Origin of the sequence: Gemmobacter aquarius (assembly GCF_003060865.1) — a bacterium.
GTDB classification, from domain to species: Bacteria; Pseudomonadota; Alphaproteobacteria; order Rhodobacterales; family Rhodobacteraceae; genus Paragemmobacter; species Paragemmobacter aquarius.
Window position 1 is genome coordinate 2,171,383 of record NZ_CP028918.1, and the last position, 13,284, is coordinate 2,184,666.

Consider the following 13,284-nt stretch of genomic DNA (forward strand, 5'->3'; position numbering starts at 1 on the left):
GCCCCCCGCGTTACGGCTGCGGCCACTTCGGATCGACCAGCCCCATCGGATAAGCGTGGCCAAAATCCAGCGGCGGCTGGATCACGTATTTCCGGTCGAACGGCAACCACGGATAGGCCGCCCCCGACCGCACGATATAGGGCCAGTCGGGATGGGCAAAGAGCGGGCGGCCGAGCGCCACCATATCCGCCGCCCCAGATGTCAACGCCGCTTCCGCATCGGCCCCCTCGGCAATACCGCCATTGGTGATCACGGGCTTGCCCGAAGCGCGTTTCAGCACGGTCGGCATCGGCGTCGGATCAGCAGGAAAGCGGTTGTCGAGGTAATCGAAGCTCGCCCAGTGCAAGGCATCGTAAGCCGACTCCCTCAGCGCAGCCCCCACAGCCTCGGCATAGGCCGTGCCGCCCGGCCAAGCGCCGGTGAAATCGTCAACCCCGTCTTGCGACAGCCGCAGGATCAGCAGCTTGTCCGGCCCGATCGCAGCGCGAATCTTCTCTCCGATCAACTTGGCGAAGCGCACGTTGTTCTCGGGGCTGCCGCCGAACTCGTCCGTCCGCAGGTTGATTTTCGGCGTGATGAACTGCCAGAGGAGATAGCCGTTGGCCCCATGCACCTCGACCCCGTCCGCCCCCGCCTCGACCGCCCGCTTCGCCCCTGCGGCGAACCCGTCCGCAATGGCGTGCAATTCGGCAACCGACAATTCACGCGCCTTGCCGAACGTGACCTTCGGCCAGTCGCCCTGAATGTTGCGGATCGTCTTTTCGTAGTCATTGTCCGTGTAAAGCGTCCACCCCCGCTCTGCGTGGCCGAAGCACTGACCGGAGGCTCACCCCCGAGTGTGCGCGGATCGCAGACGCGTCCGCCATGCATCAGCTGGATGACGATCTTCGCACCATTCTCGTGCACGGCATCGCATACCTTCTTCCACCCCGCCACATGCGCCGCATTCGCGATGCCGGGCTGCGACAGGTATGCCCGCGACTGGAACGCATCCTGTTCATATGTGCCTTCCGTCACGATCAGACCCAACCCGCCCCGCGCGCGGCGGGCGTAATAGGCGACCATCTCGTCGGTCGGCGTGCCATCTGCATCCGCCATCTGCCGCGTCAACGGCGCCATAGCGATCCGGTTGCGCAAGGTGACACGCCCAAGCGTGACGGGCGAGAACAGGGTGGGAAAGGCTTCGGCCATCTATCGAAACTCCTCTAGGTTACAACCGTCCAGCCCAAACGCCGGACCGTACAAGATCGGAAATCTGTGCGCGGATCAGCCGCACCACCGCCTTGGTGACGGGGGCTGCGGCGCGATGCGGCGCATGGGCAAGGATCAACTCGCGGCTTATCGAGGGCAGGATACGCTGCGCCATCAAGCGCCCCGCCTGCAATTCGCGGCTTACGGCGGTCAGCGGAAGGATGGTGCGGATGCCGCCCGTGCCGACAAGATCGTGAATCGTTGGCAGGGTTTCCAGCTCTATCGAGACGTTCAGGGTAATGCCCGCCTTAGCTGCCGCGTCGTCGACCAGCACACGCAGACCATGCGGCGGGCCGGGCAGGACCAATTCCTCCGCCGCAATCTGGGCCATAGTCACGCCCGAGGGGTCGCCCAAGGGCGCCGCATCTGGGGCGGAAATCAGGAACATATCCTCGAACAACAGGTGTTCGGCATCCAAGAGCGCGCTCGACTTCATCTTGTAAAGCACCGCCAGATCGACCTTGCCCGCAGCGAGCCAGTCGGCCACATGGCCGCTGAACCCCTCCATCACGCGCATCCGCACGCGCGGCAGTTCGGCCCGTATCTGACGCAGCAAGGGAGCCAGCAGCACCAGCCCGACCGACGGCGGCACCGCCAGCTTCACCGTACCGTCCAATTCACCGGCCGACGCGCGCATATCCTGACGCAGCGCCTCGCGCTCGGCCAGGATCCCGCGCGCACGGGCCAGAAACACCTCGCCCGCATCGGTCAACACCACGCCCCGCCCGTTTCGATAGAACAGAGCCGTACCCAACTCTTCCTCTAGATCGCGCACGCGGCGGCTCAGCGCCGATTGCGCCATGTTGTTCTGCAAGGCCGATTTGGTGAAACTCCCCGTCTCGGCGATGCTGACGAAGTAGTGCAGGTCCAGAAACTCCACCGCCTATGCAGCCCGCATCCGCGCCCGCAAAGCATCGGTCGCCCCCGCGTCCAGCCCCCAGCCGTAACCGTTCTTCACCGGCTCGAAGACCACGCCATAAACCTGCTGTGCATGGTCGAGCGTGATATAGCCGTCCAGAAGATCGTCCAGCACCTTGGCCGGATCGCGGTTCAACGGATGGCCATAGCCCCCGCCGCAGGGCGAAAGGTAGGTGACCACATCGCCCAACTCGGCCCGCATCCCCGAAAACTTGGCATCCACATCCCGCGCAGGCGCCCCGCTGACCGAATTCTCTATCCGCACGATGGCCGTCGCCCCCTCGTGCCCTCCAAAGATGCCCCACGGCACATCCTCGTTCCGGTCGCTCTCATGCGTCATGAACCCCGGCGTCAGGAAGCGTTGCGACTTCACAACCCCCATGCCGCCGCGATATTCCCCCGCACCCGGGAACACATCGTCGCGGATTTCGTAGCGGTCGCAGATCATCGGCAAATGCATGCCAAGGTCTTCCAGCGGATTGTTGCGGGTGTTGCGCATCAACTCCTCGATCGTATCCGGCCCGTCCGATTGCGGGCGCGCCCCCATCGCCGCCTCGTTCACCTCGATCAGCACCCAATAATCCCCGCTGTCGCGCAGCCCCGAATAGGATGCAAACGACAGGCAGGCGGCGTTTCCGGCGGTGCATTTGTCGGGCAGCACCGGGGCCAGCGCCTTGATGATCAGATCGACCACGCGTTGTATCTGGTTGAACCGGGCCTCGCAGGCCGCAGGCGCGATGGGATTGAAGATCGACCCAAGGGGCGCGGTCACCGTGACTGGGCGGAACGAGCCTTCGTTCTGCGGAATGTATTCCTGATGGGTATAGGTATCCAGCAAGAGTGCTCGAAAGGCAAAGTAGCACGCCACCTTGGTCGAGCCCTCGAAAGGAACGTTGAACGCGGTCGGCACCTGCGGCGACGATCCGGTCAGATCGACCTCGACCCCGTCGCCGCGCACCCGCACCGTCACCTTGATCGGCAGGCGAACGCCCCGCGTGCGGCCGTCGTCATCCATGAAGCCTTCGGCAAAGTAATCCCCGTCCGGTATCTTGGCGATTTCGCGCCGCAGCATGGTTTCGGAATAGTCCATCAGTTGCTTGGCCGCCTGCTCCACCGTGTCGCGGCCATAGCTGTCCATCAACTCGCAATACCGCTTCACGCCCAACTCGGCCGAAGCGATCTGCGCTTCCAGATCGCGCATCACCAGCCCGGGCACCCGCGTGTTGCCGCTGATATAGCGCCAGAGCGTATCGTTCCGCTTGCCCGCCTCGACCAGCTTCAGCCCGTTCAGCAGCATCCCTTCGGCAAAGACATCTGGCACATCAATGATCAGCCCCGGCGTGGCCGCCCCGATATCGAGATGGTGCGCGGTATTGGCCGAAAAACCCACCAGCTCGCCATGGTAGAAGATCGGCATGACGATCCCGATGTCGGGCGAATGGCTGGCCCCGAAATAGGGGTGGTTGTGGATCACCACATCCCCCTCGCGCCAGTCACCTTTTGGAATGCTCTTCTCGATCCCGCGCAGATAACCGGGGATCGACCCGATATGCATCGGCGTGGAATCGCTTTCGCACAGCGTGTTGTAATCCAGATCGAACAGCCCCGCGCCAAGGTCTTGGCTTTCGCGGATGATCGACGAATAGGACATGCGATACAGCACGTTGCCCATCTGTTCGGCGATGGCATGCAGCGCCCCGCCGATGACCTGAAGCGTGATCGGATCGATGGTCTTGGTGATCGTCGTCATGGCTCAGGCCTCCCCGTCCGTGCGGGCGATCACCAGATCGCCCAGTTTCATCACCGTCGCCACAAATCCCGGCGGCACGATGGTGGTGGAATTCTGCTGTACGATCACCGCAGGCCCCGCAACCGTATCCTGCGCCCGCAGCTTCATCCGGTCAAAGCGCGGGGTCTGGATCGTCTCGCCATCGTCGAATGTGGTGGGCCGCGCATAGAGCGCCGCTTCCGACGAGTTGCGCCGCCCACCCTTTTCCAGCACCGGCAAACGCAGCGTTTCCGACCGCGACGACCCTATCACACGCAGAGTCACCATCTGCACCGCCTGATCTTCGAAGGCATGGCCATATTCCGTGCGGTGCACCACAAAGAACCGCCGCGCCATTTCCTGTGCGGTGGCAGCGGTAAACGGCCCCTCGGGCACTGCCACCCGCAACTCGAACCCTTGGCCCACATAACGGCATTCCGCGATCCGCTCGAACCGCTGCCCTTCGTGCGCGAACCCGTCCGCTGCCAATTGCGCCGCAGCCTCGGCCTGCAAATGGTCGAACGCCGCATTCGCTACCGCGAAATCCCCCTCGCTGCCCGCTTGCAAAATGGTCAGCGACGACCGCGTGAACTCGTAGCGCGGCTCGGTCACCAACAGCCCCATCGCCGCCGTGATCCCGGGATGCAGCGGCGCGATCACATTCTTGGCCGCGATGATCTGGCCCAGCGCCACCCCGTGCAGCGGGCCCGCCCCGCCAAATGCCATGAGGCTGTAATTGCGTGGATCGATCCCCCGCGCTACCGAGTTCGACGCAATAGCTAAGGCCATGGTGTTGTTGATGATCTTCAACACCCCCAGTGCGGCATCCTTCACGCTCAGCCCCATCGGGTCGGCCAGATGCGTCTTGATCGCCGCTTCCGACAGTGCCGCGTCGATATGCAGACCTCCGCCAAGGAAATGTTCGGGATCCAACCGCCCCAGCACCACCTGCGCGTCCGTCACCGTCGGAAGTGTGCCGCCCTTTCCGTAACAGGCCGGCCCCGGTTCCGCCCCCGCCGATTTAGGCCCCACGCGGAACGCGCCGCCGCTGTCGACATAGGCGATAGACCCGCCCCCCGCGCCGATGGCGTCGATGTCGATCATCGGCACCAACACGGGCATATAGGCAACCTCGGTGTCGCGTGGGTTCTTGATCGTCAATTCGCCGTTCCGGATCACGCTGATATCGGCCGAGGTCCCGCCGATATCGATGGTAATGATCTCGCGCTGGTCGCAAGCCTCGCCCGTCCAACGCGCCCCGATCACCCCGCCTGCAGGCCCCGACAACAGTAGCCCCACGGGGTTGCGGCTCGCCTGTTCAACCGTGGTGACACCGCCATTCGACTGCATGATGCGGACGTAAGCGTTCACTCCCGCTTCGGCCAACCGCCGTTTCAGGTTGTCGAGATAACGCGCCACTTTCGGTCCGATGTAAGCGTTCATCGCCGCCGTCGAAAACCGCTCGTATTCGCGGATCGTGTTCACCACTTCGCAGGAGGCACAAACGAACGCATCCGGCAGCACCCGCCGCACGATCTCGGCCGCCTTCATCTCGTGGTCGGGGTTCAGAAAGGAATAGAGGAACCCCACCACCACCGCATCCAGCCCCCGTTCCGCGAACAGTTCCGCCGCCGCCTCGACCTGATCCAGCGCCAGCGCCGTCTCGACCCGCCCCGTCGGCGGCAAGATGCGCTCGTCCACCACAATCCGGTTGCGCCGCTTGATCAGGGGCGAGCTTTGCCAAGGCACATCGAATTGTAGGCTGAAATTATGCGGCCGCTTGTGCCGTCCCATATGCAGGATATCGCGGAAGCCGCGTGTGGTGATCATCCCCACCTCGGCCCCGTTCCTCTCGATCACGATGTTGGTTGCGACCGTGGTGCCATGAAACAGCGCGTCGATCTGTGTAGGCTGCACGCCCGCGATGGCGCAAAGCTCGACCACGCCGCGCACAACCGCAATCGACTGGTCCGCGATGGTAGACGACACCTTATGCGTGAACACCCGCTGCCTGCCGCCCGCCTCGACCTCCTCCAGCACAAGGTCCGTGAACGTCCCGCCGACATCGACACCGACACGTATCATCCCGAACCCTCCGCCGCTGTGCATCGTTCGGACGATTGAGACACGGAACCGCCCCCGCACAAAGCGGATTTTGCATACCGCCGCGCCGGGCAGTCCTGGCGAAACCCCAAATAGAGTCCACGAAAAATTGAATGTTTGCAGGGATTTGCAGTACTCGCTATGCGTTCAACGCACAACCCGTCGAGCAGCCATACCGCAAGCCGATAACTGCTTTCGCACCAAAGCCACCTACGGTGCACAACATGCGGGCGCTCACTCAGCCTTCCGGCGGCAGGATCGCCCCCGTCCGCTCGACGATAAGCCTGTAATGTTCCGGCCTGCGGTGGCGGGCGAAGTTGAAGATCGTCTCCTTGTAGATGCGCCCCATATCCAGATCGCACTTCGCGGTGATCACCTCGTCTTCCACCGTGACCGCCTGCGCCACGATCTCGCCCGAGGGCGCGATGATCACGCTTTGCCCGCCCATGCGCGACCCTTCCTCGGTCCCGCATTTCGCCGTGCCCACCACCCAGGTCGCGTTCTGGTAGGCCCCGGCCTGCATCGACAGGTGGTTATGAAACAGCGTCAGGCTGTTCACGGCCTCGTCGCCGGTGTGGTCGAAGGGCGTGTTGTAGCCCAGCATGACCATATCGACCCCCTGCAAGCCCATGACCCGATAGGTTTCCGGCCAGCGCCTGTCGTTGCAGATCGCCATGCCCATGACCCCGCCAAAGCCACGAAACACAGGAAAGCCCAGATCGCCCGGTTCGAAATACCGCTTTTCCAGATGCTGGAACGCCCGCCCCGCCTGCGGAGCGTCATGGCCGGGCAAATGCACCTTGCGGTACTTCCCGATGATCCGGCCCGAAGCATCGACAAGAATGCTGGTGTTGAACCGCCGCTTCACCCCGCCTTCCTCTACCAGTTCGGCATAGCCAAGGTTGAAGCCGATCCCCAGCCGCTGCGCCTCGTCGAACAGGGGCATCGTGGCTGCACAAGGCATCTCGGCCTCGTAGAAACTGTCCAGCTCCGCCTCGTCCTCGATCATCCAGCGCGGAAAGAACGTGGTCAGTGCCAGTTCGGGAAACACCACAAGCTCGCAGCCTCGCGCTTTGGCCTCGCGCATCATTGCAACCAGCCGCCGCACGGTATCGATCCGCGTCTCGGAACGCCCAATCGGCCCCATCTGCGCCGCTGCCGTGATCAAATGCCGTGCCATGCCCGCACCTTCTCAGGAAAACTCGCGCCGCAGCGCCACCCCGTGTTCGTCCTTGGCAGGCACCGGCCCCGTGCCGATGCCGCCATCGTCGAAGCGCACACCCCGCGCCATCATCCGCACGGGGCCAGTCGGGCTGTCCACCGTCACATGCCGCGCCTGCGGATGGGCCTGCAAATCGTCCAGATCGGCCACCCGCGCACAGGCGATGCCCGCCCCGCGCAGCACATCGATCGCCGCGTCCCGGGTTAACAGTTGCAACACCGGCGCGATCAGCGCCTCGACCTCGTCGCGATGCGCGACGCGGGCCACATTGGTGGCATAGCGCGGATCTTGCCCCAAGTCGGGCCGCCCAATTACATCAGTGCACATGGCCTGCCATTCGCGGTCGCTTTGCACCGCGAGCAGCACCTCGCCCCCTACGGCACAGGCAAAACCCGCATAGGGCGCGATCGAGGGATGCCGCAACCCCACCCGCCCCGGCGCTACGCCACCATAGGCGGCCTGCAGATAGGGAACATTCATCCAGTCGGCCATAGTGTGGAACAACGAGACCTCGACATGCCGGCCCTGCCCTGTCCGCCCCCGCGCGATCAAGGATTGCAGCACGCCGGCAAAGGCCGTTTCCCCGGCCGCGATATCGCAGACCGAAATTCCCACCCGCGCTGCACCCTCCGGTGTGCCATTGATCGACAAAAGCCCACTTTCGCCTTGAATCAGCATGTCATAGGCCTTGGCATCACGGAAAGGCCCGTCTTCGCCATAACCCGAAATCGACACGTAGATCAGCGCCGGATGCGCGGCCCGCATCGCCGCGGCCCCCACGCCCAGCCGGTCGGTCGCGCCGGGCGCAAGGTTCTGCACGAACACATCCGCCTGCGCGATCATCCGCTTGAGCACCGCCAGATCGTCACCCTCCCGCAGGTCGAGGCAGATCGATTCTTTCCCGCGGTTGATCCAGACGAAATAGGCACTTTCGCCATGTACCAGCCGGTCATACCCCCGCGAGAAATCGCCCTCGGGCCGTTCGACCTTGATCACCCGCGCCCCGGCATCCGCCAGACGCGCGGTTGCCAGCGGCGCCGCCACGGCCTGCTCCAGCGACACGACCAAAAGCCCCTCTAGATCGCGGCTCATGCCGATGGTCCATAACTTTTGGGCAGGCCCAGCACCTGTTCGGCGATATAGCATAGGATCAGGTTGGTGCTGATCGGGGCCACCTGATACAGGCGCGCCTCGCGGAACTTGCGCTCCACGTCGTATTCCTCGGCAAAGCCAAAGCCGCCGTGGGTCTGCAGGCAGGCCTCTGCCGCCTCCCAACTCGCATCGGCGGCCAGCATCTTGGCCGTATTCGCCTCGACACCAGGATTTTGACCTGCATCATACATCGCGGCGGCACGATAGACGATCGCCTCGGCCCCCAGCATATGTGCGTAGGCCCGCGCCAGCGGGAACTGCACCCCCTGATTGCGCCCGATCGGGTGCCCGAACACCACGCGCTCGCGGGCATAGGCCGACCCTTTTTCCAAAAACCACTTGGCATCCCCGATACATTCGGCCGCAATCAGGATGCGCTCGGAATTCATCCCCGACAGGATATAGCGAAACCCCTTGTCCTCCTCGCCCACCAGCGCATCGGCGGGGACGCGGACATTCTCGAAGAACACTTCGGTGGTGGCATGGTTCATCATCGTGCGGATCGGCCGGATCGTCACTCCGTCCAGCCCGCGCAGATCGACCAGAAACACGGACAAACCCTCGGTACGAGACGTTGCCTGTTCGCGCGGCGTGGTGCGCGCCAGCAGCACCATCAGGTCGGAATGCTCGGCCCGACTGGTCCACAGCTTCTGCCCGTTGATGACGTAATGGCCCCCGTCCCGCCGCGCTGTGGTCTGCAAGGCCAGCGTATCGGTGCCACTTGTCGGCTCGGTCACGCCAAAGGCCTGCAAGCGCAACCGCCCGGCTGCGATCTCGGGCAGGTAGCGCAGCTTTTGCGCGTCCGACCCGTGGCGCAGCACCGTCCCCATCGTATACATCTGTGCATGACAGGCCGCAGCATTGCAGCCCTGACGGTGAATTTCCTCTAGGATCACCGCTGCCGCCGTGAGGCTTAGCCCAGATCCACCATATTCTTCGGGGATCATCGCGGCCAGCCACCCCTCGCGCATCAGCGCGCTGACAAAGTCTTCCGGATAAGCCCGCAGTGCATCAAGATCGCGCCAATAGCTCCCCGGAAAACCCGAGCAGACCGCAGCCACGCCTTGGCGCAAATCATCATATCCGGCCGTGGGATGATGGCCCATTCAACACCTCGCAACGCTCAACTTCTTTCTGGCAGAAAAGTCCGCGTGGATGATGACGGTATTCGGCGCATCCAGTTATCCGCTGGGGATATGGGTAGGAAGCCAAGAACGGCCACGCGGCGCGATCTTCAACAACGTCCCGATCATTCTGGCGAAATCAGCGGGCGTCACCAGCCTTTCACCCTGACTGAAGCCGGAAAACTCTGCCTTCGGACTTGAGATCGTTTCCAAGATGTCCTCGCCGTTGACAGCTTGGGCGACAATCCAACCGAGCCGCGAACCCGTACGAGGGGAACCGGCTGCCAGTCAGCGCGTCTTTCACGTGCGGATAAGCACTCCGAACGCCAGATAGGCCTCTATCGCATCGCGCCCGCGTCTAAGCGATGAGAGTTCGTCTCGCATGTAGGGCTCCGCCCGATGATGCTGCGTCAGCACGTTAAGCCCGCCGGACAAGATCATACAGGGAAAAGCTCTGGAGGCGGGTACCGGAATCGAACCGGTCTTCACGGATTTGCAATCCGCTGCGTAACCTCTCCGCCAACCCGCCAGAGCCTTGCGTTCACTATGTTTTCTCCCCGTCGCCGTCAAGGCGTATCGTTTCGCGTATCACGTCCTTTTTTGTTCCGTATCTGTTCGCCCGCTTGGTCGCCGCCGTGTCCGATCGCATGACTTGCCGCGCAAGCCCCGCATACTTGACCACCATCGCCCGCGAATTGTGCCCGCTGTAGGCTTGTATTTCCTCATCATCGCAGCCGGACCAAGCCAGCTCCATGATCCCCCGGTATCGCAAGGCGTGCAGGTCGAACGCCTCGAGGCCAAGCCGCTTACGCTCTTGCAGCATCACCCAAGCCAAGGGCCTATAGCTCATCGGGTCGCCGTCGCGCTTGCGCAAGATCGCGCCCTTCGGGTTGCCGCCCGCCGCCGCCTTGGCCGCGTCCAGCGCCGCCCTTAGCTCCGCCGTGCAGGGCAAGGAAAGCGCCTTGTCGGTCTTACCCTGCACCAGCTCGAGCCGTTCGCCGTCATAGTCCGACCACTTGAACCGGCACCAATCGGCGGGCCGCTGGACGCTCCCCACCCCAAGCTCAAAGATCAGCCGGGGCAACGGCTCCGCCTTTTCCCGCCAAAGCGCCACCGCCTCATCCGTCCAAGGAAGGTGCGGGGCTTGCCGGTCCTTCGGCATCTTCAAGGGTCGCGCCCCTCGAGCTGCGTTTTCCGTCTGCCATCCCAAGTCAATCGAGACTTCCAGCAAGACCACAAGCACCGTGCGCAAGAGGTTCGCAAAGCGCACCCTATGCCGGTTAGCCTCGAGGGCGGCAAGCACATCGGCCCGCCGGGTCTTGGTCGCATCCTTAGTGCCGTTGCGCTCTAGGATGTATTCAAGCACCTGCTCATAATCAGCCCGCGTCCGGGTTTTAAGGGACAACCACCGATCGCCCGCCCGGTATGCCTTGACCAGCTCCGCCCAAGAGGTTCGGCCCGCCGTCCGCCCGTTGATTATATCCCAATACGCCCGGTCAAATTCTTCGGTTCCATGCGTGCCAGAAATGCGGAAATACTTTCCGGCCCGCCGCACATACCATCGCCGCCCGTCCGGGGTCCAAGGCTCGAGGGGCTTTGCCTTTGGTCGCCTCACCATTGCATCGCCCCGCCGCCTATCATTTCCCCCCGGATCACCGCCGCCAGCTCCGCCACGTCGAACCGCTCGAGGCCCCCGATATTCCGGGGGCCGGGCAAGTGTCCTGCCGCGACCAGCCGCCGAAGATCGGCGGGGGCCATGTCCAAGAGCTGCGCCGCCCGCTTCTCCGTTGCAAAGATCGGCTCATCACGCTTTGCCATGTCGCACCGTCCGCCATGTTGCGCCCCACCCCTCGAACGGCATGGGGTCGCCCGCCTTCTTCTTTGAAACCGGGTCTTGCGCTCGATCGCCGATCACATGCGGGCGCCCTAGGTGCGACACCACGGCATAGACCTTGCCGACCGTGTAGCGGGCCGGGTTGTCCGTTGTGACACACAAGACCTCATCGCCGGGTTGCGCCCCGGTTTCCCCGATCGAGGGGAACACACCGACACGCGCATTCATGCCCTAGCCCTCCGCGCCCCGTTCGGGTCACCCCAAACAATTCCCGCAGCCAAGGACGCCGCCCGCCACCTGTTATTCCACCGCGCAACCACCAGCTCCGCCCGGTTGCCTTCCTCCCAATGCCCGCAGCCGGGGCAATGCAGGTAGTAGGTCAAGGGCGGGGCCATCCACCCGCTGCAAGGCTCGATCATGCCGCAGGGGCACGCCTCGAACCGCAAGCCATCAAAGGCATGATCCGCTTGATTGCTCATCATTCTTCCCCCTCAAGGAAAATTCCGAACGCTTGGTGCAGCCCGTGCGGATCGAGGCCCGACGATTGCCCAAGAGCCTTAGCTGCGCAGAAAAGCGCCATGATCCGTTCCGAAGTGCTGCCATCGGGCAGGGCTTGCACAACCGCACCGATTGCCGCGACACCCGCGCCGCGCACCCGGCTTTCCGTTGCCCGCTTCATTCGCTCACACCCTCAGCCATCGCCCGCCGCGCCGCCGCCGCAGTCAGGGCCAAGCCCGCCGCCGAACCGCCGCCGCCGTTCCACGTCGCAACCGCCAAAGCCGGGGATGCTTCCGCCCCGCCTTCCGCGCCGCACCCGCCAAGCTCAGGATCGCAGACAACGCGCCAGCCGCCGGGGCCGTCCCGCAGCTCCGCTACGTCATACTTGCAACTGCACACGTTCAGCCAAACCGGCTTAAATGACATTTTCACGCCGCCACCCCTTCGGCTTTTCCGTCAAGGTCGGGTTGATCCTGCGGCACGGTAAAGCCGCGCTCGATCAGCAAGAGAACCTCGCTGTTGATGCTCCGCCGGTTGCGCTCCGCCGAAGCCTTGATTTTGTCGCGCATATGCTCAGGCCAGCGCACGTTGAATTGCGGGGTGCGGTTCATGTTAGGTCTTTCCTTTCATAGTTAGTCACTACCACCCGCCAAGATGTAGTAACTAACTATTATTGCGGCAAGCTCTTTTTCATACCAGCTTACTACCATACCGGCCCAAGGGGTTCCCAAATGCCCGATCCGATCCGCCACACCTACCCAAGCGGCACGCAAGACCAATTCAACCTCAGGCTACCCGGCGGCTTGCGGGAACGGATCAAGAAGGCCGCAGAGGACGAAGGCCGCAGCATGAATGCGGAAATCGTCGCAACCCTTCTCGAGAAATACCCCGAGCCAACAGAGGATTACCGCCCGATCCTCGAGCTATTCCGCCACATCAACGCCGCCGAAAATGACGCTGAATTTTTCGCCCGCGTGCAATCCATCAACGAATTTTTCCACCGATCGAACGCCGATATTGTCGCCAAGACTTCGGACGGGGGAACCCTGACAATCGAAGTCAAACACCGCCGCTAGGCAAAGATCGCATCGAAGATATCGCCGGAAAGCTCACCCGCGATAACTGGACGGTCAGACCGCGCCGCCTGCAACCAAACCGCATCCAAGGCCCGGATCAGGGCGAAGTGACGCGACCCGAACGGCAAGCCGGTAATCTGCCCATAGGCCACCAGCTCCGCCGCCGTGATCGGCAAGGGCACGCCCTGCGCAAACCGCCGCCCGTCAGACAGCGCCGAAAACGCTTGCCAGAACACCACGCCCGCCTCAGGCACCCTTACCCCCCGGCGGGTTGCTAGGCTTTGCTCAAGCGCCGCCACAAGAAGCCGGGTAAGGTTATTCACCGCCGCCCCCGATCG

17 protein-coding genes, 1 tRNA gene and 1 pseudogene are annotated in these 13,284 nt (G+C 63.4%); 2 read left to right on the top strand and 17 right to left on the bottom strand.

The genetic code is table 11. The annotated features are described in order from the left end of the window. Window positions 1–10: 10 nt before the first annotated feature. The 8 genes and pseudogenes from HYN69_RS21700 to HYN69_RS10470 form a co-directional block, all read right to left on the bottom strand. Window positions 11–700 carry an oxidoreductase gene (locus HYN69_RS21700; RefSeq protein WP_268902869.1) on the bottom strand — a complete coding sequence of 230 codons (690 nt, stop codon included), beginning with the start codon at window positions 698–700 and terminating at the stop codon, window positions 11–13. 191 nt (window positions 701–891) lie between these two features. After that, window positions 892–1,191: pseudogene (locus HYN69_RS21925) on the bottom strand (oxidoreductase); the annotation flags it as partial. 19 nt (window positions 1,192–1,210) lie between these two features. Further along, window positions 1,211–2,131, bottom strand: a complete 921-nt coding sequence (locus HYN69_RS10445; protein WP_108435683.1) for a LysR family transcriptional regulator — start codon at window positions 2,129–2,131, stop codon at window positions 1,211–1,213. A gap of 3 nt (window positions 2,132–2,134) precedes the next feature. Beyond that, entirely contained in the window at window positions 2,135–3,919 is a 1,785-nt protein-coding gene (locus HYN69_RS10450) for a hydantoinase B/oxoprolinase family protein (RefSeq protein WP_108435684.1), read from the bottom strand. Window positions 3,920–3,922: 3 nt separating this feature from the next. Next, a complete protein-coding gene (locus HYN69_RS10455; protein WP_108437154.1) occupies window positions 3,923–6,022 on the bottom strand; it encodes a hydantoinase/oxoprolinase family protein in 2,100 nt (699 codons plus the stop codon). A 256-nt stretch (window positions 6,023–6,278) separates the two neighbouring features. Then, on the bottom strand, window positions 6,279–7,220 hold the full coding sequence (locus tag HYN69_RS10460) for an N-carbamoyl-D-amino-acid hydrolase (RefSeq protein ID WP_108435685.1): 942 nt from the start codon (window positions 7,218–7,220) through the stop codon (window positions 6,279–6,281). 12 nt (window positions 7,221–7,232) lie between these two features. After that, window positions 7,233–8,354, bottom strand: a complete 1,122-nt coding sequence (locus tag HYN69_RS10465; protein WP_108435686.1) for a CaiB/BaiF CoA transferase family protein — start codon at window positions 8,352–8,354, stop codon at window positions 7,233–7,235. Continuing rightward, window positions 8,351–9,520 carry an acyl-CoA dehydrogenase family protein gene (locus tag HYN69_RS10470; RefSeq protein ID WP_108435687.1) on the bottom strand — a complete coding sequence of 390 codons (1,170 nt, stop codon included), beginning with the start codon at window positions 9,518–9,520 and terminating at the stop codon, window positions 8,351–8,353. Before HYN69_RS10470 ends, HYN69_RS10465 begins: the two co-directional genes overlap by 4 nt. 49 nt (window positions 9,521–9,569) lie before the next feature. Here HYN69_RS10470 and HYN69_RS20570 point away from each other — a divergent pair, with 49 nt between their 5' ends. After that, complete coding sequence (locus tag HYN69_RS20570; RefSeq protein ID WP_159082425.1) at window positions 9,570–9,707, top strand: hypothetical protein; 138 nt, start codon at window positions 9,570–9,572, stop codon at window positions 9,705–9,707. Between the two features lie 131 nt (window positions 9,708–9,838). Here HYN69_RS20570 and HYN69_RS21710 read toward each other — a convergent pair whose 3' ends face one another. The 8 genes from HYN69_RS21710 to HYN69_RS10510 form a co-directional block, all read right to left on the bottom strand. Beyond that, complete coding sequence (locus HYN69_RS21710; protein WP_268902870.1) at window positions 9,839–9,973, bottom strand: hypothetical protein; 135 nt, start codon at window positions 9,971–9,973, stop codon at window positions 9,839–9,841. A 20-nt stretch (window positions 9,974–9,993) separates the two neighbouring features. Next, window positions 9,994–10,067 (bottom strand) — tRNA-Cys (locus HYN69_RS10475). Between the two features lie 15 nt (window positions 10,068–10,082). After that, complete coding sequence (locus HYN69_RS21400; RefSeq protein WP_230426378.1) at window positions 10,083–10,700, bottom strand: tyrosine-type recombinase/integrase; 618 nt, start codon at window positions 10,698–10,700, stop codon at window positions 10,083–10,085. A 449-nt stretch (window positions 10,701–11,149) separates the two neighbouring features. Further along, window positions 11,150–11,356, bottom strand: coding sequence for a MerR family transcriptional regulator (locus HYN69_RS10485; protein WP_108435689.1), 207 nt, complete (start codon window positions 11,354–11,356; stop codon window positions 11,150–11,152). Then, window positions 11,343–11,600: a hypothetical protein gene (locus HYN69_RS10490; protein WP_108435690.1), complete on the bottom strand. Its 258-nt coding sequence runs from the start codon at window positions 11,598–11,600 to the stop codon at window positions 11,343–11,345. Before HYN69_RS10490 ends, HYN69_RS10485 begins: the two co-directional genes overlap by 14 nt. Before the next feature lie 250 nt (window positions 11,601–11,850). Continuing rightward, window positions 11,851–12,051, bottom strand: a complete 201-nt coding sequence (locus HYN69_RS10500) for a hypothetical protein (RefSeq protein ID WP_108435692.1) — start codon at window positions 12,049–12,051, stop codon at window positions 11,851–11,853. Next, window positions 12,048–12,302, bottom strand: coding sequence for a hypothetical protein (locus tag HYN69_RS10505; protein ID WP_159082427.1), 255 nt, complete (start codon window positions 12,300–12,302; stop codon window positions 12,048–12,050). The genes HYN69_RS10500 and HYN69_RS10505 overlap by 4 nt, the downstream gene beginning before the upstream one ends. Then, entirely contained in the window at window positions 12,299–12,481 is a 183-nt protein-coding gene (locus HYN69_RS10510) for an Arc family DNA-binding protein (protein WP_108435694.1), read from the bottom strand. The genes HYN69_RS10505 and HYN69_RS10510 overlap by 4 nt, the downstream gene beginning before the upstream one ends. A 120-nt stretch (window positions 12,482–12,601) precedes the next feature. Between HYN69_RS10510 and HYN69_RS10515 the strand changes: the two genes are divergently transcribed. After that, a complete protein-coding gene (locus tag HYN69_RS10515) occupies window positions 12,602–12,946 on the top strand; it encodes an Arc family DNA-binding protein (RefSeq protein WP_108435695.1) in 345 nt (114 codons plus the stop codon). On the opposite strand, the gene HYN69_RS10520 is transcribed toward HYN69_RS10515, so the two are convergent. Then, window positions 12,943–13,200 carry a phage tail assembly chaperone gene (locus tag HYN69_RS10520; protein ID WP_108435696.1) on the bottom strand — a complete coding sequence of 86 codons (258 nt, stop codon included), beginning with the start codon at window positions 13,198–13,200 and terminating at the stop codon, window positions 12,943–12,945. The genes HYN69_RS10515 and HYN69_RS10520 overlap by 4 nt on opposite strands. Window positions 13,201–13,284 lie beyond the last annotated feature (84 nt).